General features: G+C 60.1%; 13 protein-coding genes. All 13 read left to right on the top strand.

All coding sequences use genetic code 11. From position 1 onward, the window contains the following. Window positions 1-54: 54 nt before the first annotated feature. The 13 genes from AC0L7P_RS18265 to AC0L7P_RS18325 all read left to right on the top strand — a co-directional run bounded on the left by AC0L7P_RS18265 (window position 55) and on the right by AC0L7P_RS18325 (window position 20581). Window positions 55-1386, top strand: a complete 1332-nt coding sequence (locus tag AC0L7P_RS18265) for a hypothetical protein (protein WP_473435595.1) — start codon at window positions 55-57, stop codon at window positions 1384-1386. A 110-nt stretch (window positions 1387-1496) separates the two neighbouring features. After that, window positions 1497-2879, top strand: coding sequence for a coiled-coil domain-containing protein (locus tag AC0L7P_RS18270; RefSeq protein WP_473435596.1), 1383 nt, complete (start codon window positions 1497-1499; stop codon window positions 2877-2879). Between the two features lie 129 nt (window positions 2880-3008). Next, a complete protein-coding gene (gene glmU, locus AC0L7P_RS18275) occupies window positions 3009-4358 on the top strand; it encodes a bifunctional UDP-N-acetylglucosamine diphosphorylase/glucosamine-1-phosphate N-acetyltransferase GlmU (protein WP_473435551.1) in 1350 nt (449 codons plus the stop codon). A 24-nt stretch (window positions 4359-4382) separates the two neighbouring features. Further along, complete coding sequence (gene glmS / locus AC0L7P_RS18280; protein WP_473435552.1) at window positions 4383-6203, top strand: glutamine--fructose-6-phosphate transaminase (isomerizing); 1821 nt, start codon at window positions 4383-4385, stop codon at window positions 6201-6203. Between the two features lie 58 nt (window positions 6204-6261). Next, on the top strand, window positions 6262-6798 hold the full coding sequence (locus tag AC0L7P_RS18285) for a hypothetical protein (RefSeq protein ID WP_473435553.1): 537 nt from the start codon (window positions 6262-6264) through the stop codon (window positions 6796-6798). A gap of 185 nt (window positions 6799-6983) precedes the next feature. Then, window positions 6984-10793 carry a glycosyltransferase gene (locus AC0L7P_RS18290; protein WP_473435597.1) on the top strand — a complete coding sequence of 1270 codons (3810 nt, stop codon included), beginning with the start codon at window positions 6984-6986 and terminating at the stop codon, window positions 10791-10793. 33 nt (window positions 10794-10826) lie between these two features. Next, complete coding sequence (locus AC0L7P_RS18295; RefSeq protein WP_473435598.1) at window positions 10827-12554, top strand: heparinase II/III family protein; 1728 nt, start codon at window positions 10827-10829, stop codon at window positions 12552-12554. Continuing rightward, a complete protein-coding gene (locus AC0L7P_RS18300) occupies window positions 12524-13210 on the top strand; it encodes a heparinase II/III domain-containing protein (protein ID WP_473435599.1) in 687 nt (228 codons plus the stop codon). Before AC0L7P_RS18295 ends, AC0L7P_RS18300 begins: the two co-directional genes overlap by 31 nt. Before the next feature lie 157 nt (window positions 13211-13367). Next, a complete protein-coding gene (locus tag AC0L7P_RS18305; protein ID WP_473435600.1) occupies window positions 13368-14393 on the top strand; it encodes an NAD-dependent epimerase/dehydratase family protein in 1026 nt (341 codons plus the stop codon). Window positions 14394-14642: 249 nt separating this feature from the next. After that, on the top strand, window positions 14643-16745 hold the full coding sequence (locus AC0L7P_RS18310; RefSeq protein ID WP_473435601.1) for a M10 family metallopeptidase C-terminal domain-containing protein: 2103 nt from the start codon (window positions 14643-14645) through the stop codon (window positions 16743-16745). A gap of 159 nt (window positions 16746-16904) precedes the next feature. Continuing rightward, window positions 16905-18026, top strand: a complete 1122-nt coding sequence (gene gmd / locus AC0L7P_RS18315) for a GDP-mannose 4,6-dehydratase (protein ID WP_473435602.1) — start codon at window positions 16905-16907, stop codon at window positions 18024-18026. 84 nt (window positions 18027-18110) lie between these two features. Further along, entirely contained in the window at window positions 18111-19079 is a 969-nt protein-coding gene (gene fcl, locus AC0L7P_RS18320; RefSeq protein ID WP_473435603.1) for a GDP-L-fucose synthase, read from the top strand. Window positions 19080-19159: 80 nt separating this feature from the next. Continuing rightward, the gene (locus AC0L7P_RS18325) at window positions 19160-20581 is read left to right on the top strand and encodes a mannose-1-phosphate guanylyltransferase/mannose-6-phosphate isomerase (RefSeq protein ID WP_473435604.1); all 1422 of its coding nucleotides are present in this window, start codon (window positions 19160-19162) and stop codon (window positions 20579-20581) included. Window positions 20582-20710 lie beyond the last annotated feature (129 nt).

The raw sequence follows: 20710 nt of genomic DNA on the forward strand, positions 1-20710 counted from the left end.
TCTTCACCATGCCTTCCGATATAGCGATCCCGTTCTCTCAAAAGTGATTTTTACATGACCAAGAACATCCAGCAACACAAGGAACAAAGCCTCGTTGACGGATCTCTCGATCCCTTCGTTCCCCTGGCCAGCCAGTCGTTGTTCTGGCGCGCGCGCTATCTGAAGGCGTCGCCCAGGATCGAAACCCTGCCGCTGCTGTTCTGGCTGACCGAAAACATCCGCCCGACCATTGCCGTCACCTTGGGCATCGACGATGCGCTTCCGCATTTCGCCCTGTGTCAGGCGGTCGAGAAGCTGAACCTCGAGGCCATGTGTTTCGGGGTCCAGCTGCCCCGGGACACCGGTGATGAAGAACCGGCCGATCTTTCCGGGATCAAGGATCACAACGAAAGGCATTACGGCGATTTTTCACTTCTGACCCAGGCCGGTCACGAAGAGGCTTTCGATCTTCTGGAAGACGCAGGGATCGATTTCCTGATCGTCAACCGTCCGGCCACCCCGGCCTTTCAGGACGAACTCGATAAATACTGGCTTCCCCAGATGTCCGAGCGCGGGGTGATCCTGTTCCTGCATGGCGGGAACCGGCTTCGCCAATATGTGAGCCGCCTCGCCCGGGATGAGGGACGCTTCACCCTGGATGCCGAAAAGGGGATCCACCTTGCCCTCTGCGGCCCGCAGCAGAGCGACCGCCTGTCGCGGCTGTGTCAGGTAAAAATCGGCAAGCCGGGCTATATGGCCGTACGCAACATCTTTGCGCGGACCGGGGAATTGCACCTCAAGACCCATGAAAACGAACGGTTGCAGGGCGAAACCCTCAAGATCCGGGAAGAACGCGATCAGGACATCGCGCGGTGCGAAACCCTTGCGGCAAGATTGTCCGAGCAGAAACACCTGGCCGAAACCGTGACGGCCCAGTTCAAGGAAAAGAATGTTCTGCTGGGCGCTGCCCGGGCCGAGATATTCGATCTGCAAAAAAACCTGGAAGAAGAAAAATCCGCCGCCCAGGTCAAACTGGACGGGATGAGCGCCAGATTCGATACCGCCCGCGCCGATGCCGAACAGACCCGCGCAAGGGAAGTCGAGGCCCTGACCCAGGCCCGCGACGCCGCCACCACCGAAAGCGCCGAGCGCCAGACCGCACTGGAACAGATCAGGGCAAAGCTGGAGGCAGCAGAAGCGGCCCGCCAGAACGACGCCGCCGATGCCGAAAAAGATCGCGGCCCTGAACGCCGAACTGGCCAGCCGCCACAAGGATGCCGCGGCCCTGACCCGGGCCCGCGACGCCGCCACCACCGAAAGCGCCGAGCGCCAGACCGCATTGGAACAGATCAGGGCAAAGCTGGAAGCGGCAGAAGCGGCCCGCCAGAACGCCGCCGCCGAGGCTGAAAAAGATCGCGGCCCTGAACGCCGAACTGGCCAGCCGCCACAAGGATGCCGCAGCCCTGACCCGGGCCCGTGACGCCGCCACCACCGAAAGCGCCGAGCGCCAGACCGCATTGGAACAGATCAGGGCAAAGCTGGACGCAGCAGAAGCGGCCCGCCAGAACGACGCCGCCCGCGCCGATGAGGCCGAACGTCTGAGCGCCGAGCGGCTTGCCGATATTGCCGCTCTTGGAGCCGAGATCGAAAGTCTGAAAGCCAGCCTCGGCGAGGCGGACACCCGTGCCGAAACCACCCGCCAGGACATGGCCGCCCTGAACCATCGGAATGACGAACACCGGCAGCGGATTTCGGCGCTTGAAACGGCCCTGACGACGGCCAACGCGGAATTGGATGCCACCCACCAGCAGGCCGCCGATTATCTCCGGGATATCGCGGCCCTGGGGCAGGAACTTTCTGCCCGGCAGGCAAAGCTGGAAGACGCGGGGGAAACGGTTGCCACATGCACCCGCGATCTGGCCGCACGGGACGCCGAGATCGCCGCCCTTGCACAGGAACGCACCACCCTTGTCGCCGCCCGCGATGCCGCACGGGTCGAGAACGAACAGCAGGCTGCGGCCCTTGAGCGTCTGGGCGAAAGCGAAAAGGCCCTCGGGCAGCAGAATGCCGATGCCGAAAGCCGGATCGTCACGCTGAACGGCGATCTGCAGGCGTTGCAGGCCCAGCATGACCAGGCTGTACAGGCGCTGCAGGCCCAGCATGACCAGACCGTACAGGCGTTGCAGGCCGCACGGGCCAAAGAAATCGCGGAACTCGCAAAGGAACGCGATACCGCCATCGCCGAGCACCGGAAACAGACGGCGGCCCTTGAACGTCTGGGCGAAAGTGAAAAGGCCCTCGGGCAGGATCTGGCAGCCGCCGAAAGCCGCGCCGATGAGAGTGCGCGCCAAAGTGATGAGCGGTTCAACGACATCGTTACCCTCGGGTTGAATTTGCAAACCCTCGAGAAAGACCTGCAAAAGGCACAGCACCGGGCGGATGAGGCCGAAAAGAACCTCAAAATCACACGGGCCCGGGCGGAAGCGGCTGAAAAGAATCTTAAAGCCGCCGAAAGCCGCGCCGATGAGAGTGCGCGCCAAAGTGATGAGCGGTTCAATGATGTTGTTGCCCTTGGGTTGGAATTGCAGACCCTTGAGAAGGAATATCAGGCGGCCCGCAGCCGGGCCGAGGGGCAGGCGCTGTTTCTGGAACGCAGCCTCCATGAGGAAAACGAGGCGCGCGCCGTCCTGCGCAGTGAACTGGACAGAAAGCAGGCCGAACTCAACGCATTGCGCGATCAGATCAAGGTGTTGCAGGACAACCTGCATGATGTCGGGGTCCAGCGCGACGAGGCCCGTCAGCGGGTGAATGGCCTGGAGCACAGCAGTTCCTGGCGCATCACCTCGCCGTTGCGCAAGGCGTCCCGGATGGTGCGCCCCGCCAGATCGGATGATGACTGACCAGCGCTGCCGACCGCCCCGTTTCCCCCGGGGCGGGAAAATACGACAGCGCTATTTTGCTTGAGGGATGACGGTGGTAGGTGGGCCCATCGTTTCTGTTTCATCACTTCATAATTTCAGAGCTTTTTCATGACCCACCTCGCCCTGATCATCCTTGCCGCCGGCAAGGGCACCCGCATGAAATCGGACCTGCCCAAGGTTCTGCACCCGATCGCGGGGGCGCCCATGGTGGTGCATGCGATGATGGCGGGGGCGCGGCTGAACCCGGGGGCGACCATCGTGGTGGCGGGGCATGGCGCGGATCTGGTAGAGCGCAGGGTCACTGATCATGACCCGGACGCGCGCATCGTTCTTCAGAGCGAACAGCGCGGCACCGCCCATGCTGTCGGTCAGGCCCGTGCGGCGCTGGCGGATTTCGCCGGGGATGTGATCATTCTTTATGGCGACACCCCCTTTATCCGCCCCGAAACGATGCAGGCGATGCTGGACGCGCGCCGGGCGGGCGCCGATGTGGTGGTTCTGGGGTTTCAGGCCGCAAACCCGGGCAAATACGGCCGCCTGGTCACCCGTGGCGACACCCTGGAACGCATCGTCGAGGCGAAAGAGGCAAGTGCCGCGGAACTGGCGATCACCCTGTGCAATTCCGGCGTGGTCTGTGCCGACCGCGCCACCCTGTTCGATCTGATCGCACAGGTGGGCTGTGACAATGCCGCCGGGGAATATTATCTGACGGATATTGTCGGGCTGGCCAACGGATCGGGGCTGCGCTGCGGTGCGGTGACCTGCCCCGAGGAAGAAACCCTGGGCATCAATTCCCGTGTCGAGCTTGCGGGGGGCGAGGCGATCTGGCAGGCGCGCCGCCGGATCGAGGCGATGGAGAACGGCGCCACCCTGACCGCGCCCGAGACGGTGTATTTTTCCCATGACACCCATATCGGCGCCGATGTGATGATCGAACCCCATGTGATTTTCGGCCCCGGCGTGACGGTGGAAAACGGCGCCACCCTGCGGGCGTTTTCCCACCTTGAGGGCTGCCATGTCAGCAATGGCGCACAGGTCGGCCCCTATGCCCGCCTGCGCCCGGACGCCGAGATCGGCCCGGACGCGAAGATCGGCAATTTCGTCGAGATCAAGAAGGCGGTGATCGGCGAGGGCGCCAAGGTCAGCCATCTGTCCTATATCGGCGATGCCGAGGTCGGGGCGGGCGCCAATATCGGCGCGGGCACGATCACCTGCAATTACGACGGGGTATTGAAACACCACACCCGGATCGGCGCGGGGGCCTTTATCGGTTCGAACGCGGCCCTGGTGGCGCCTGTGGATGTGGGCGATCACGCAATGGTGGCGGCCGGGTCGACGATCACCGCCGATGTGGCGGCCGGCGCTCTGGCCCTGGCGCGCCAGCGGCAAACCAACAAGCCGGGTCTGGCCCGGCAAATCCGTGAACGTCTTTTGGCGCTCAAGGCAAAGAAATCATAATTTCAGCAACCAGGGATTTTCATCATGTGCGGCATTGTAGGTGTTCTGGGGTCTCATCAGGTTTCTCCGCTGCTGGTCGAGGGGCTGAAGCGGCTTGAATATCGCGGCTATGACAGCGCCGGGATTGCCACGGTGCAGAATGGCAAGCTGGATCGTCGCCGTGCCATGGGCAAACTGGTGAACCTGTCGGATGTTCTGGTGCATGACCCGCTGGCGGGGATGGCGGGGATCGGGCACACCCGCTGGGCCACCCACGGTGCGGCCACCACCATAAACGCCCACCCCCATCAGCGCGGCCGTGTTGCCGTGGTGCACAATGGCATCATCGAGAATTACCGCGAATTGCGCGATTTTCTCGAAAGTCACGGGATCACCCCCGAAAGCGAAACCGACACCGAAACCGTCGCCATGCTGTGCAACTGGCATCTGGACCGCGGCCTTGCCCCGATCGAGGCCGCAAAGGAAACCATCGCCCGCCTTGAGGGCGCCTATGCCCTGTGTTTCCTGTTTCAGGGCGAGGATGACCTGATCATCGCCGCCCGCAAGGGCAGCCCGCTGGCCGTGGGCTGGGGAACGGGGGAAATGTACGTCGGTTCGGACGCTTTGGCGCTGGCGCCGATGACCAATGAAATCACCTATCTCGAAGAAGGCGATATCGCCATCCTGCGCCGGGCGGGGGCGGAATTCCTGGACGAAACCCATGTGTCCGTGACGCGCGCACGCAAGATGGTGAACCTTGATGCCGCCAGCGCCGACAAGGGCGGGCATCGTCACTATATGGCCAAGGAAATCGCCGAACAGCCGACCACCCTGGTCAATGCGCTGAAGTATTACACCGAGAACCGCGAGGGCCAGCATCTGCTGGAGGACGGCGTGGATTTCACCGCGTTCGACCGGATCGTGATGGTGGCCTGCGGCACCGCGTCGCTGGCCTGTTTCGTGTCGAAATACTGGTTTGAACAGATCGCGCAGATCCCGGTGGAAATCGACATCGCGTCGGAATTCCGCTATCGTGAACCGCCCCTGAACACCCGCACCCTGTGCCTGTTCGTCAGCCAGTCGGGCGAAACCGCCGATACCCTGGCCGCCCTGCGGTACTGCAAGGGGCGCGCGGGGCGCATCCTGTCGATCATCAACGCCACCGAAAGCAGTATCGCGCGCGAAAGCGATCTGGCGCTGCCGATCCTGGCGGGCCCGGAAATCGGCGTCGCCTCGACCAAGGCGTTCACCTCGCAACTGGCGGTTCTGGCGGCGTTGTCGCTGCAGGCGGCCCGCCAGCGCGGTGCCATCGACGCGGCGCGTGCGCGCGACCTGTCGGACCAGCTGCGCGCGGTGCCGGGGCTTGTGGGGGATGCCCTTGGTATCGCGCCGCAGGTGCACGGCGTGGCGCAGCATCTGGCGCGGTTCGACGATGTGCTGTTTCTGGGGCGCGGCGCGTTCTATCCGCTGGCCCTTGAAGGCGCGCTGAAGCTCAAGGAAATCAGCTATATCCACGCCGAAGGCTATGCCAGCGGCGAATTGAAACACGGCCCCATCGCCCTGATCGACGAGGACATGCCCGTGGTCGTCCTGGCCCCGCACGACGCCATGTTCGACAAGACCGTCAGCAACATGCAAGAGGTCATGGCGCGCGGCGGCAAGATCATCATGATCTCGGATGCCAAGGGGTTGAAAGAGGGCGGCGCGGGCGTGTGGCAAAAGATCGAAATGCCCGAGTTCAACAGCCCCTTCGCCGCCATCACCTATGCCATCCCGATCCAGCAACTGGCCTATCACACGGCGGTCGAAAAAGGCACCGACGTCGACCAACCCCGCAACCTCGCCAAATCCGTGACGGTAGAGTGACGCGGTACGGCACTCCGGCCCCAAAGGCACCTGAAACGCAAGACAACGGATCAAACCCATGACAGACAGCATCACCCCCGGCGCCGATGGGCAGGCCAATCATACCCTTGCCGTGCTGCGCGAAGAAACCCGCGAGGGCGCGCTGGCCCCGGATATCGAGTTTCTGCCGGGGCTGGCGCTGCATGCCGATCCGGCGCTGGAATTGTCGGGCAGTTTCCACTCCCCAAAGGGGCGGATTTTCGATTTCGACGCGCGCACCGGGCCCCATCCGGGCGGCTGGGTCGGGCTGCATGTGGCGCTGCCGGCGGGCGATCTGGGCCAATCGGGCATTCTGGGCTTTGCGGCGCGGGTGGCGGCGCCTGAAATCATGGTGATGCGCGCCTGTCTGCGCAGCGGCACCGCGGAGGGTTTCGTCGATTGTTTCTTTGACAAGCATCTTCTGGCGCGCCCCGAAGAGGCCAGCCACCTTGACGCCCTGTCGGTGCAGTATCGCGATCAGATCCCGCTGCAGGCCCCCTGGCGCGACCTGATCTTGTTTCTGCCCACCCATGATTTCCGCCTGTCCCTGATCGACCTGCGCACCTTCATCGTATAACCCCCGCACCGAAGCCCCCGTGCCCATCAGCCCGGGGTTTACCACCCGGGTGCGACCCATGGGTGGGTTGACTTGCGGCAGGCTGTTGCGCAGAAGCATTACGCTACAAAACAGGGTAAAGCACGCCTGCCGAATTCATGACAAACATTTTGACGACCCGATTTTTCACGAAAGAGATTTGACGGATGCAGGACGAACAGGGCGACGGTGGATTGTCGTTTTCACATCAGGATCTGAGCGCCGGTCTGGCGAAAGCGACGCAGTACCTGCGAAACGCGGGGCGGCAGGGTTCGGAATTGCCACTGTTGAAGATGGGACTGGAACATCACGCGGATCCGGGGCTGCGAAGGATGATGTTCTGGGCGGCCCAGCGGGGCGACGACGTGGAAACGGCGCTCGATATGTATCGCAGCCTGGCGGCACATTATTCCGCCCAGGCCGGGCCGACGCCGAAAAAGGCGCTGGAGCAGCTGAACAAGACGGCGGTGTCCTGCCTGACGATCCTGGACAATCTGGCGCGGCCCGACACCCCGCAGATCGAGCCGGTGCCGGGCCGCCTTCTGTATCTGCTGAACTACAGCCTGCCGCAGGTGTCCAACGGCTATGCGACCCGCGCCCAGGGCATGGCCCTGGGGATGAAGGATTGCGGCATTGACGTGACCTGCCTGTCGCGGCCGGGTTTTCCGCTGGATCTCAAACCTTCAATGCCCTTCGTGCCGTCGAACACGGTCGAGGGGGTGGAATACCTGCATGATCCCGCGCCGATCCTGCTGGGCACCAGCAATCTGTCGGCCTATCTGAAAGGGGCGGCGGATGTGATCGAGGCGCGGTTGCGCGAGATCCGGCCCCAGGCGGTGATGGCGGCGTCGAATTACAACAACGCCCTGCCGGGGCTGATTGCGGCGCGGCGGCTGGGCATTCCGTTCTGGTACGAGGTGCGGGGTTTTTGGGAAATCACCCGCCTGTCACGCGAACCCGAAGTCGAAACGACGTTCAATTATCAGATGCAGCGCGCCTTCGAAGTGCTGGTGTCGCGCAATTCCGACCGTATCTTTACCCTGACCCAGCCAATGCGCGAGGAACTGATCGCGCGCGGCGTGGCCGAAGACCGGATCGAACTGGTTCCCAATTCCTGCGATCCGTCCCGCTTTAGCCCGCGCCCCTATGATCATGCCCTGGCCGAAAGGCTGGGCCTGCCGCGCGATGTTCCGGTGATCGGCTATATCGGATCCTTTGCGCCCTACGAGGGGCTGGAGGATCTGACCGAGGCTTGCGCGCAGCTGCGCAAACAGGGGCAGGACTTCCGGCTGTTGCTGGTGGGTGCGGATACCGGTTCAAGCTCGGCCAAGGGGCCGGTCATGCTGGAAATAGAACGGATCGCACAGGACAGCGGTCTGTCAGACTGGCTGATCATGCCGGGGCGCGTACCCCATGACGAGGTCGAGGCGTATTATTCGCTGATCGATATCGCGCCGTTCCCGCGCCGGTCGCAACTGGTGACGGAAATGGTGTCGCCGCTCAAACCGCTTGAGGCGCTGGCGATGGGCAAGGCCGTCGTGGTGTCGTCACTGCGCGCCCTGAACGAGATGATCGAACATGACAAGACGGGGCTGATCTTTGAAAAGGGTGATATCGCCTCTTTCGCGCAAACCCTGGGGCAGCTTCTGAAGGATCCCGCCCTGCGCGCGCGTCTGGGTGCGGCCGGGCGCGACTGGGTCACCCGCGAACGGACCTGGACGCGCACCGCCGAAACCATCGCCCGCGCGCTGGACATCCCCGAAACCCGGGTGCCCTGGGAAACCCTGATCCGCCAGCGCGGATTTCTCGATGCAGAACAACTGCTTTACGCTGATATCGATCTGAACACCGTCGACGGATCGGCGATCTGGATGTCCTCCATGGCCTCGATCCTGGCGTCGGGGGGCAAGGCGATCGTGATTTCCCAGGATCGGATCCGTCGCACGACGGTGATCGACAATATCCTGAACCAAGAGAACATCCTGATCCTGACGCCTGACAACGTGGACAGCGCCATCAAGCGGATGAAAGCGCCGGAAGGTGTGGCGCTGATCCGTTCGCTGGATCATGTTCTGCCCCGGCTCAGGAAAATCGTCGTGCGGGGGATCGACCCCGCGAATGAATTGATGGTGGACCGGCAGTTCCACGGCCGGGTCTATCCCTATATCACCAACCTTTATGACCACACCGACACGGGGATCGAGGTAAGGGAACTGGCACGCGACAGCATTGATGTGCTGGCCCGCCAGTCGGCCGCGATGCTGGTACAGACGCCCCGGATCGAGGATCTGATGCGTCAGATGACAACCTTTCCGTTCAAGGCCATCGCCCTGCCGCCCCCGGTGTTTGCCGATCTGATCAACCAGCGCACCGAGAAACGCCCGCGCCCTTCGGTGATCCGCATCGGCTATGCCGGCAAGATCGCCCCGCAATGGGGCATCTACCAGTTGGTCGAATGGGTCAAGGCGCTGCGCGAGGAAGGCATGCAGATCGAACTGACGGTGATCGGTGACAAGGTCGCCGGGGCTGGCACCTATGAGATGAACCAGATATTCCGAAAGGAAATCAACGGTATACTGGATGGAATCGGCGCGCGGCGCCTGGGGGCCCTGGACAGGGAAGATGTCTCCAATGAAATGGAGCAGATGGATTTTGCCTGGTGCTGGCGCCCGGCGAATTTTGAGGAACACACGCTGGAACTGTCTACCAAACTGGTGGAAGGGACAGTGGCGGGTCTTCCCTGCATCACCTATCCAAGCCAGACCAACCAGAACTGCCTGGGGGCGGATTATGCCTTTTTTGCCCGCGATATCGATGATTTCCGAAGGATCCTGTCAGGCGACAACCGCGAAGTTTCCCGGGAGTTGCGCCAGAAGATAAATGATCAACATTCCATCCCGAACATCGCCAAAAGGTTTCACGATGAAACCCGGTGCCAACCGCTTGCAGAACGCCATCGGGTCTGTTTCGCCGCCCATGACCCGAAATTCGTCTATCCCTATTATTCGAAACTGAAATCCCGGGGCGAATCCGTCGTATTCGACCCCTGGAACTGGGGCGAGGCCAAAAGCGAGGCGCGATCCCGCCGTCAGCTTGCCGATAATGACGTGATTTTCTGTGAATGGGGCCTGGCCAATGCGGTCTGGTATTCGAAAAACCTGCCTCGTGGGCCGAAACTTGTCGTGCGCGTCCATCTTCAGGAAATTTACGGCTCGGCCCGGCCGTTCGGTCGTGCGATGAACCACGAACGGGTCGATGCCTTCATCTTCGTTTCGGAATATGTCCGCGACACGGCTGTTGAGATGTTCGGGTTTCCCGTCGAAAAAACCCATGTCCTGCCAAATTTCATTCTTGAGGACGAATATCTTCTGGAGAAAAAGGAGTCTGACGGCACGATCCGCCTTGGCATGGTCGGCATTGCCCCGCAGCGAAAGCGCTTTGACCGCGCCGTGGATCTGGCGGTCGAACTGTCAGGCCGCGGCTTCAGGACCGAGCTGCACATCAAGGGCAAGCGCCCCGAGACGATTCCGTTCATGCAGAAAAGCACCCGTGCTGATGAATTGAAATATTATCTCGAACAGTACAGGAAGATTGAAAATACTGCCGGAACCGGTGCCGGAATCACTTTTCACAACTGGGGCAATGATGTTGCCCGTTTTTACCACGACATAGATTATATCCTGTCCCCGAGCGATTTCGAAAGTTTCCACTATGCCCTGGCGGACGGCGTTCTTTCGGGGTGTCACCCGGTCGTCTGGAACTGGAACGAGGCAAAGGACATCTATTCACCAGAATGGATCGTGGAAGACCTGAGCCAGGCCGCCGAAAGGATCATCCGGCACCACCAGAGCTCCCGGGCACAACAGACCGCCCAGGCCCAGGCCAACCGCACCCTGGTGGTCGACCGCTATGGCAGCGCGAATATCTATGCGCGGTTGGATGGGGTTCTGTTCGAAGACCGATGTTCCAATAACTGAACGTGACCAGATGAGTTTGGGGCACAAAACTTGATGAACACTCAGATTTTCTCTTTCGAAGGTCGTAATATTAAATACACTTTCCAACCTGCGGTGGATGTGTATGCCCCTTTGTTGGTTCACTTGCACGGACATACCGTATCTCCACGGACCACAAAATTCCATGATCCTCGGTGGAATGTTTTGTGTCCGGTGGACGACTTTGGGGTAAAAGGTGCGGGCAGTTGGTATCTGGGAGAAAACGGGGATCTTTTTTGGCTGCGCGCGATGCCAGCCCTTATCAATAGCGTTTACAGGGGCGAAAAAGTATTTTTTGCGGGAAGTTCGATGGGCGGCTACGGTTCCCTGCTTCATGGATCGCTAAATTATGCCCGAGGAGTTTATGCAAATATCCCGCAAACTTTGCTATTAGGATCTACCTATGCAGATCGGGGAATGAAGAGATTTTTTGAACCCATCTTTCAAAGCGGCATCAAGCATAAATATAATGATCTCAGAAATGTGCTTCGAAAGCGAATGCCGACAACGTTCACTATTTCTGGTATCCGGCACGATCAAGAAAATTATCTGGAAGAGCAGGTATTTCCTCTATTACTGGACATGTTGAAAAAAGAGATAAATTTTTCCAGCGAAGTGCGCTTAGGTGTGGGGCATGGATTAACGCATTCAACTGTTGAAGTTGCAGATATTTTTATTAATAATATGGATAAGATAGAAGAAAATTTCCAAAAACTATCAGAAAGTATAAAAATGGAACCTTCGAGCGTCGGTCCACCCCTGACCGTACCCGCATCCAATGCGGATGTTGGAAAAACTTTGTTTGAGACAGGGTATTGGTACACTGACAAATTTGGCTTCGCGAAAATTGGACCCGTGTTGAACTGGAAAATGGACCCGTTCAAGAACAGAAGCTGGGTCTGGTTACTGCATCAGTTCAACTTTCTGCAAAGCTTGGTTGCCTATGACCGAACTCAAAAAGATATTCAAGGAGGCGTATGGGCCATGATTGCGCTTCGATCATGGTGGCGGAGTCATTCCGATCCGAAAACAGCACCAGCCTATGCGTGGCATGATCACGGCAGCGCTAAACGCGTTGAAAATCTTGTTCTTTTGCGCAAACACCTGCGCCCCCATTTAAACAAGGATGAGCGGGTTACGCATAGTGATTTCAGGCTTTTGCGCACGATGTTCGAAGCGCACGCGCGATTTCTGGCGGATGAAACAAAATATTCGGAAGGGACGAACCACGGGCTTGAGCAATCTCTGGCGTTGTTCATCCTGTGCTGTGATTCCCGCCACGAATCCTGGGCGGATGAATTTCGAAAGATCGCTTTGGCGAGAATACACCATGAGGTGGAAGTTGCGTTCTCAAGTGACGGGGGGCATAATGAGAACAGCCCGCAATATCAAAAATATGGCATCTGGCAGCTTTTGAAGATCAATGTCCTGTTCGAAAGATACAGGGGGGATATACCAGATGAACGATCCACCTTTGACGACATTCTTAGAAAATCAACACTTGCCCTGTCGTATATGATAAACCCGGAGGGGATATATTGTCCGATCGGAGATACCGAAGCGATCCGGTACAAGGACATTTTTCCCGGTCATGCACTGCCGAAAAACCATTCTGCATACCTGTTTTCCATTAGTGAAGGCAAACAGGGCACCCCGCCCGCCGCGCCTGATCTTATCCTGCCGCAATCGGGCTGGGCCGCGTTGCGCAGTGGGTGGGGGATATTGACGATCTGCATCTGCTGACCAAATGCGCCTTCAACAGCCGCTATCATCGCCACGACGACGATACGTCCTTTGTGCTGCATGCCTTTGGCGAGGAATGGATCACCGATGGCGGGCTGTACAAATACGAGGAAAAGGATCCGATGCGCATGCATTTGCGCAGCCATTACGCCCATTCGCTCAGCGCCCCTGACGGGGTCGAACCGATCCGCGATTTCAAGACCCAGGGCGGGCGCAACCGGATCGGGGATTATCATTCAGATGATGACGGCGCCTGGGTTCAGATGGTGTCGCATATGTTCCCCGGTCATGTCGCGCATCGTCGGATCATGCTGGAACGGCCGTCCCTGGGGATCACCGTTTCGGATAGGCTGATCGTGCAGGACGGGGTGCCGGCGGGGGCGTCCTGTACCACGCGTTTTCTTGTGCCGGCGGACAAGGTGGTAACGATCGAAGGTTCGAATGTGCGTGTGGCAGGGCAGAACACCGTCATGACGATCCGCCCGGATCGCAAGCCTGCCCGGATCACTGCCGTCAGTGGGCAGAAAACGCCGGTGCTGCGCGGGTGGCAATCGCGCTCGTTCGGCAGGGCCGATCCGGCCCACAGCATTGAATTCAACTATGATGGTGGCGCTTTGGACGTAACCTATCACCTGAATTTTGAAGAACGCAGCTGACGAAAGGCTGGCCAAGCAGAGCCCCGTAAGAGAGTGGCCTGAAACGGGGGGGCGCACCGGCGGTTGTCTTGGCGCGGTTGCCATCTTCTGTTACGGAAATATCCATGCCCGCAGACAAGGTGTCTGTGGCCCAGGCTTTGTTTTGCGACAGGAAAAGATGACACGCAGGATCCTGATCACCGGCAGCGCCGGGTTCATCGGCTTTCACCTCGGCCAGCTGTTGTTGGAGCAGGGTTGGCAGGTGCATGGCCTGGATGCCATGACCGATTACTATGATGTCCGCCTGAAACAGCGGCGCCATGACATTCTGTTGCAGAATTCCGGGTTTTCCTGCACCGAAGGCCGGGTCGAGGATATGGAGCTGCTGACCCGGATCGGGGATGATTTTGCCCCGGATGTGATCGTGCATCTCGCGGCGCAGGCGGGGGTACGCTATAGCCTCGAAAATCCGCGCTCCTATGTTGAAAGCAACATTGTCGGTACCTTCAACGTGATGGAACTGGCCCGCGCGCTGCCGGTGCAGCATTTGCTGATGGCCTCGACCTCGTCGGTCTATGGCGCCAACACCCAGATGCCCTATGGCGAGACGCACAAGGCCGATCTGCCGATGACGATCTATGCTGCCTCCAAAAAGGCGACCGAGGCGATGGGCCATTCCTATGCCCATCTTTACGATCTGCCGACCACGATGTTCCGGTTCTTTACCGTCTATGGCCCCTGGGGGCGGCCCGACATGGCGCTGTTCAAATTCGTCGAGGCGATCGAAAACGGTCGTCCGATCGACATTTACAACCACGGCGAAATGTATCGTGATTTCACCTATGTCACCGATCTGGTGCGCGGCATCGCCCTGTTGATTGACGCGGTGCCGGTACGCCCCGCCAGCGCCGCCGATATCGCCCCAAACGATAGCCTGTCGCCGGTGGCGCCCTACCGCGTCGTCAACATCGGCAATTCCGACAAGGTGCGCCTGCTGGATTTCGTCGAGGCGATCGAGACCTCTCTGGGCAAGCCCGCGATCCGCAACCTGATGGAGATCCAGCCAGGCGATGTGCCTGCCACCTGGGCCGATGCCACGCTGTTGCAGGATCTGACCGGGTATCGCCCGAACACCCAATTCGCCGCCGGAATTGACACCTTCGTGCGCTGGTATCGTGACGAATACGCCCCGAGACAGGCCTGATCACGCAAACCGGGGCCCGGGCAGCGTGTTTCAGGTATTGCGAAAATCCCTGGACGTTGGACATCGTGACGAAATCGCCATGAATACGCCGTGTTTTCGGTCTTTTGCGTCGCTACTTCTTTAGATGTTCATCGTTTTGGGGCATCCATGGGCGCGTGCGCCATGATCTCTGCGGATGATGGTGTTTCGGGCTGCGGATCACACCGACCAAAGCCCCCGTATCGACAGCGCAAGTGATTGAAAGACCCAATGCCCCCACAGAACAACGCCAGCGGCGGAACCTCCGTTTTTACATTCGCCCAGATCGCCGACCAACTGCTTCTGGATGCTCAGGGGGATCGGGCCGCGGGCTATGATATCGCGCCGGGCGCCTCTGTGGGGGTTCAGATGTCGGGCCTTACCGCAGAAGGCCAAAGCATCGCGCGACTGGCGTTTGAGGCCTGGACGACCGTGACCGGGATCACCTTTGATTTTGGCGCCTCGGCCCCTGTGATCACGCTGGATGATGGCCTTGATGGCGCCTATACGTCGACATCCTACAGCTTTTCCTCGGCGGATCCGACCAACACCACCCTGACCGGCGCCCGGGTGAACATCTCCATGGATTGGCTGGCCACCTATGGGACCGGGTTCAACAGCTATTCGGTTCATGTCTATATTCACGAGATCGGACATGCCCTGGGGTTGAACCATCCGGGCAATTACAACAACGCCGCCCAATACGGGCAGGACAATCTTTTTGCCAATGACAGTTGGCAAATGTCGGTGATGTCGTATTTCAGCCAGCACCAGAACACCTTTACCAATGCCAGCTATACGTTTCTGGCGACACCGATGGTGGCCGATATTCTGGCGATCCGCGCGCTTTATGGCACGATCCCCCTGCGCACGGGCGATACCGTTTACGGTGACAATTCGACCGCCGGGGGCACCTATGACCATCTGAGCGCCCTGCGCGCCGCCGGGGCCCTGGGCGATGAAATGGCCTGGACCATCGTTGATGATGGTGGGTTCGACACCCTTGATCTGCGCTCAAGCGCCGCCAATCAGGTCGTTGACCATCGCCCAGAGGGGCTTTCCAACATCTATGGGCAGACCGGCAATCTGACCATCGTCCCCGGCACCACGATTGAGCGGATCATGACCGGGGCGGGAAGAGACATCGTTTATGCGTCTGACGCGGGGCACCAGATCTTTACCGGCGCCGGGGCAGATACGGTGTTCGGGGGCAACGGCCACGATGAAATTCACGGTGAAGGCGCGCAGCCCAACCTGTTGCTGGGTTATGGTGGAAACGACACGATCTTTGGCGGGTCGGGCAATGATACCATCGGCGGCGGTGCCGGGGATGATGCGTTGCACGGCGAATTCGGCAACAACACGATCTATGGCGGCGGGGGCAACGACAGCGTTGATGGCGGCTCCGGCAACGAGGTGATCGTGGGCGGTGGCGCTGGCACCAACCTGCTGCTGGGCAACGGCGGCAATGATACGATCACCGCCGGGGCAGGCGGTGATCTGGCCGGGGGCGGCGCCGATAACGATTTCGTCTATGGCGGCGCGGGCAATGACACGCTTTATGGTGGCACCGGCAACGATCTGGTTGCCGGAGGGTCGGGCAACGACCGGGTTTTCGGTGAAGAGGGCAACGACACTCTTTATCTTGGCCTTGGCACTGATTTCGCCGGGGGCGGCGCGGGCAATGACGCGATCATTGGCGGCGCGGGCAACAACACCATCTATGGGGGTCTGGGCAACGACAGTGTTCAGGGCGGCACGGGCCGCGATGTGATTGTCGGCGGTGGCGACGGTGTTAACCGGCTGTTTGGCAACGGCGGCAATGATGTGATCACCGCAGGGGCCGGCGATGACCTTCTGGCCGGGGGCGTGGGCAACGACCGGATCTTTGGCGGCGATGGCGACAACACGATCTATCTGGGCACCGGCAATGATTTCACCGGCGGCGGTGCGGGCAACGACGCGATCTTTGCCGGCGCGGGCAGCAACACCATCTATGGTGGTGCGGGCAACGACATGATCGTGGCGGGCAGCGGGCGCGATGTCATCACCGGTGGACCGGGGGCGGATGTTTTCATCTTCAACAGCGCCGCTGACGCCGGGATCGGCGCCGGGCGCGATGTGATCACCGATTTTCAGGTCGGGGTTGACCATATCAACCTTTCCGCCCTGAACCTGTCGTTCATCGGCTATGGGGCCTTTAGCGGCACAGCGGGCGAGCTGCGCTGTTTCTCAGGCTATGTCGTGGGCGATGTTGATGGCGACGGCGCCAATGATTTCACCATCCAGCTGGCCGGCGCCCCGGCCCTGAGCGGGGATGACTTCATCCTCTGACACCGCCCCCTGTTCGTTTTCGGACAGGCAGGTGGTCTTTTGCCCAAGACCGGCCGAGAGGGCATCCTTGTAATGCCGGCCGGTGCGGCGGATAAAAGGGTGCCGTGGTGCGGGCCATATGCGGGCCGGTTGATTTTGAACCGGGGGGCAGGGAACAAGATGACAAAGACAGCTCTGATCACAGGTATCACGGGCCAGGATGGATCGTATCTGGCCGAATTCCTGCTGGAGAAAGGATATGAGGTGCATGGCATCAAACGCCGCGCCTCAAGCTTCAATACCCAGCGGATCGATCACATCTATCAGGATCCCCATCAGCCAAACCCCAGGTTGAAGCTGCATTACGGCGATCTGACTGACAGTTCCAACCTGACGCGCATCCTGTCCGAAGTGCAGCCCGACGAGGTTTACAACCTTGGCGCCCAGTCCCACGTGGCCGTATCCTTTGAGGCCCCGGAATATACCGCCGATGTGAATGCCATTGGCACCCTGCGCCTGCTGGAGGCGATCCGGTTTCTGAGCCTTGAGAAAAAGACCAAATTCTATCAGGCCTCCACCTCTGAACTTTACGGTTTGGTACAGGAAACACCGCAAACCGAAACCACCCCGTTTCACCCGCGTTCGCCCTATGCGGTGGCCAAGATGTATGCCTATTGGACGTGCGTGAACTACCGCGAGGCTTATGGGATCTATGCCTGCAACGGTATTCTGTTTAACCACGAAAGCCCCCGGCGCGGCGAAACCTTTGTGACCCGCAAGATCACCCGTGGCCTGGCCAACATCGCCATGGGGCTGGAGCAATGCCTGTATCTGGGCAACATCGACAGCCTGCGCGACTGGGGTCACGCCAAGGATTACGTGCGCATGCAGTGGATGATGCTGCAACAAGACACCCCCGAGGATTTCGTGATCGCCACCGGCGTGCAGTATTCGGTGCGTGAATTCATCACCTGGTCAGCCGCGGAAATGGGCGTGACGCTGGAATTCTCCGGCACCGGGGTGGATGAAATCGCCATGGTCGCCGCAATCGCGGGCGACAAGGCCCCGATGCTGAAGGTGGGCGATGTGATCCTGAAAATCGACCCGCAATATTTCCGCCCCGCCGAGGTGGAAACCCTGCGGGGCAATCCGGCGAAAGCCAGGGAAAAACTGGGCTGGATCCCTGAAATCACGGCCCAGGACATCTGCGCCGAGATGATGGCCGAAGACCTGAAAACCGCGCGCCGTCATGCCTTGCTGAAGGAACACGGGATGGGCGTGCCGGTGAGCGTGGAAAGTTGAGTGGGATTGGGGGGCTTTATGAACAGGCACATTTGGCCAAGTGTCTTTCAAAGGTACTGAATCCTCTGTGAAAGACATGATTTGATGACGAAAATCTTTATTGCAGGCCATCGTGGTATGGTCGGGAGCGCAATCCTTCGTCGTCTTGAGGCGCGCAAGGGCGCGGGTGAGGATCTGACCCTGATCACCCGCGCCCGTGGTGATCTGAACCTGACCGAACAGGGCGCCGTGCGTGATTTCATGGCAGAAGAACGCCCCGATGTGGTGATCCTGGCGGCGGCCAGGGTGGGGGGCATTCATGCCAACAATACCTATCCTGCGGATTTCATTTATGAAAATCTGATGATCGAATGCAATGTGATCCATCAGGCCTTTGCGGCGGGCGTCAAACGGTTGCTGCAACTGGGGTCTTCCTGCATCTACCCCAAGGCGGCGCCCCAGCCGATGCAGGAAAACGCCCTGTTGACCGGCGTGCTTGAGCCGACGAACGAACCCTATGCGGTGGCCAAGATCGCCGGGATCAAGCTGTGCGAAAGCTATAACCGCCAGCACGGGGTGGATTACCGTTCGGTCATGCCAACGAACCTTTATGGCCCGGGTGATAATTTCCACCCGGAAAATTCCCACGTTTTACCCGCCATGATCCGCCGCTTTCACGAGGCGGTACAAAGCGGCGCCGATGAGGTGGTGATCTGGGGCAGCGGCAAACCGATGCGCGAATTCCTGCATGTGGATGACATGGCCGAGGCCAGCCTGTTCGTGCTGGACCTGCCGCGCGATGTTTACGACGCCAACACCCACCCCATGCTCAGCCATATCAATGTCGGCACGGGAACCGATGTCACGATCCGTGAACTGGCCGAAACCGTGGCCCGGACAACCGGATTTCAGGGCCGCATTGTTCAGGACACCAGCAAACCCGACGGCACCCTGCGCAAGCTGATGGATGTGTCGCGCCTGGCCGATATGGGCTGGCGGGCCACTGTTGGACTGGAAGACGGGGTGGCGGCAACCTATGAATGGTTCAAGGCGACAGGCGATATTCGGGCCTGACACCGACCAGATTCAGACCCGCCATTGCCGGGCAAGGCCCCATGCCACGAACGCGCTTATTATACGGAGATAATATTCAGATGATTCATCCCATCCTTCTTTGTGGTGGCTCCGGCACCCGTTTGTGGCCCCTGTCGCGCAAATCATACCCCAAACAGTTTGCCAATCTTCTGGGCGATGAAAGCCTGTTTCAGGCCTCGGCCCGGCGCCTTTCGGGCGCGGGGTTTGGCGCGCCCATCGTTCTGACCAATTCGGATTTCCGCTTTATCGTGACCGAACAACTGCATGGTGCGGGGATTGATCCCAGCGCGATCCTGATCGAACCCGAAGGGCGCAACACCGCGCCCGCCGTTCTGGCCGCCGCCCTGTGGCTGGAAAAAACCGACCCCGAAGGCGTGATGCTGATTGCGCCCTCTGATCATGTGGTGCCCGATGCCGGGGCGTTTCGCGCCGCCGTGATGGCGGGCCTGCCTGCCGCGCAGGCCGGGCAGCTTGTCACCTTCGGAATCAAACCCGGCCATGCCGAAACCGGCTATGGCTATCTTGAACTGGCCGAGGATCCAGGCGATTTCGCGGCCCGGCCCCTGCCCCTGGTGCGGTTTGTCGAAAAACCCGATGCCGGTCGGGCCACGCAAATGGTCGAGGCGGGCAATTACCTGTGGAATGCGGGGATTTTCCTGTTTTCCGTGCGCGCCATCCTGGCGGCGTTCCGCGATCATGCGCCGGGCCTGTTGGCCCCGGTTCAGGCGGCGTTGGACGAGAGCAGGAGTGATCTGGGGTTCCTGCGTCTGGCCCCCGGCCCCTGGGCCCGGGCCGAGGATATCTCGATCGATTATGCGGTCATGGAACGGGCTGCGAACCTGTCGGTGGTGCCGTTCGCCGCCGGGTGGTCCGATCTGGGCGGCTGGGATGCCGTCTGGCGCGAAACCGGGCGTGATGACCGGGGGGTTGCCCTGTCGGGGGCGGCCACGGCGCTGGATTGTGACGACACGCTTTTGCGGTCAGAGGATCCGAACATGCAGGTTGTGGGCATCGGTCTGAAAAACATCATGACAATCGCCATGCCCGATGCGGTTCTGGTGGCCGATGTGTCGCGGGCGCAGGATGTCAAACTGGCGGTAAGCGCGCTGAAGCGCAAAGCGGTGAAACAGGCCGAGGCCTTTCCCAAGGATCACCGGCCCTGGGGATGGTTTGAAAGTCTGGTCACCGGCACCCGGTTTCAGGTGAAACGGATCGTCGTGCATCCGGGCGCGGCCCTGAGCCTGCAAAGCCACCATCACCGTTCCGAACACTGGATCGTGGTCGAAGGCACCGCCGAGGTGACGGTGGATGACGAGGTGAAACTGGTGACGGAAAACCAGTCGGTCTATGTTCCGCTGGGGGCTGTGCACCGAATGGTGAACCCGGGAAAGGTGCCGATGGTCCTGATCGAGGTGCAGACCGGAAGCTATCTGGGCGAGGATGATATCATTCGCTACGAAGATATCTATGCACGGGACTGATCCCTGTCGAGCACCCGGCAGTGCGGCCCCCATTTGGCCGTGCTGCGGTGCCCTGAGCGGAAAATGGCGGGATTCTGCCAAGAACGGCCATCGGATGCGGCGCGTCTTTGCCGGATCGGATTATGAAAA

The organism is Oceaniglobus sp. K40-3, from assembly GCF_055808395.1.

Excerpts from the sequence above, each read along its gene's own strand:
- AC0L7P_RS18265 (WP_473435595.1), top strand. The coding sequence starts at position 55 with ATGACCAAGAACATCCAGCAACACAAGGAACAAAGCCTCGTTGACGGA.
- glmU (WP_473435551.1), top strand. The coding sequence starts at position 3,009 with ATGACCCACCTCGCCCTGATCATCCTTGCCGCCGGCAAGGGCACCCGC.
- glmS (WP_473435552.1), top strand. The coding sequence starts at position 4,383 with ATGTGCGGCATTGTAGGTGTTCTGGGGTCTCATCAGGTTTCTCCGCTG.
- AC0L7P_RS18285 (WP_473435553.1), top strand. The coding sequence starts at position 6,262 with ATGACAGACAGCATCACCCCCGGCGCCGATGGGCAGGCCAATCATACC.
- AC0L7P_RS18290 (WP_473435597.1), top strand. The coding sequence starts at position 6,984 with ATGCAGGACGAACAGGGCGACGGTGGATTGTCGTTTTCACATCAGGAT.
- AC0L7P_RS18295 (WP_473435598.1), top strand. The coding sequence starts at position 10,827 with ATGAACACTCAGATTTTCTCTTTCGAAGGTCGTAATATTAAATACACT.
- AC0L7P_RS18305 (WP_473435600.1), top strand. The coding sequence starts at position 13,368 with ATGACACGCAGGATCCTGATCACCGGCAGCGCCGGGTTCATCGGCTTT.
- AC0L7P_RS18310 (WP_473435601.1), top strand. The coding sequence starts at position 14,643 with ATGCCCCCACAGAACAACGCCAGCGGCGGAACCTCCGTTTTTACATTC.
- gmd (WP_473435602.1), top strand. The coding sequence starts at position 16,905 with ATGACAAAGACAGCTCTGATCACAGGTATCACGGGCCAGGATGGATCG.
- fcl (WP_473435603.1), top strand. The coding sequence starts at position 18,111 with ATGACGAAAATCTTTATTGCAGGCCATCGTGGTATGGTCGGGAGCGCA.
- AC0L7P_RS18325 (WP_473435604.1), top strand. The coding sequence starts at position 19,160 with ATGATTCATCCCATCCTTCTTTGTGGTGGCTCCGGCACCCGTTTGTGG.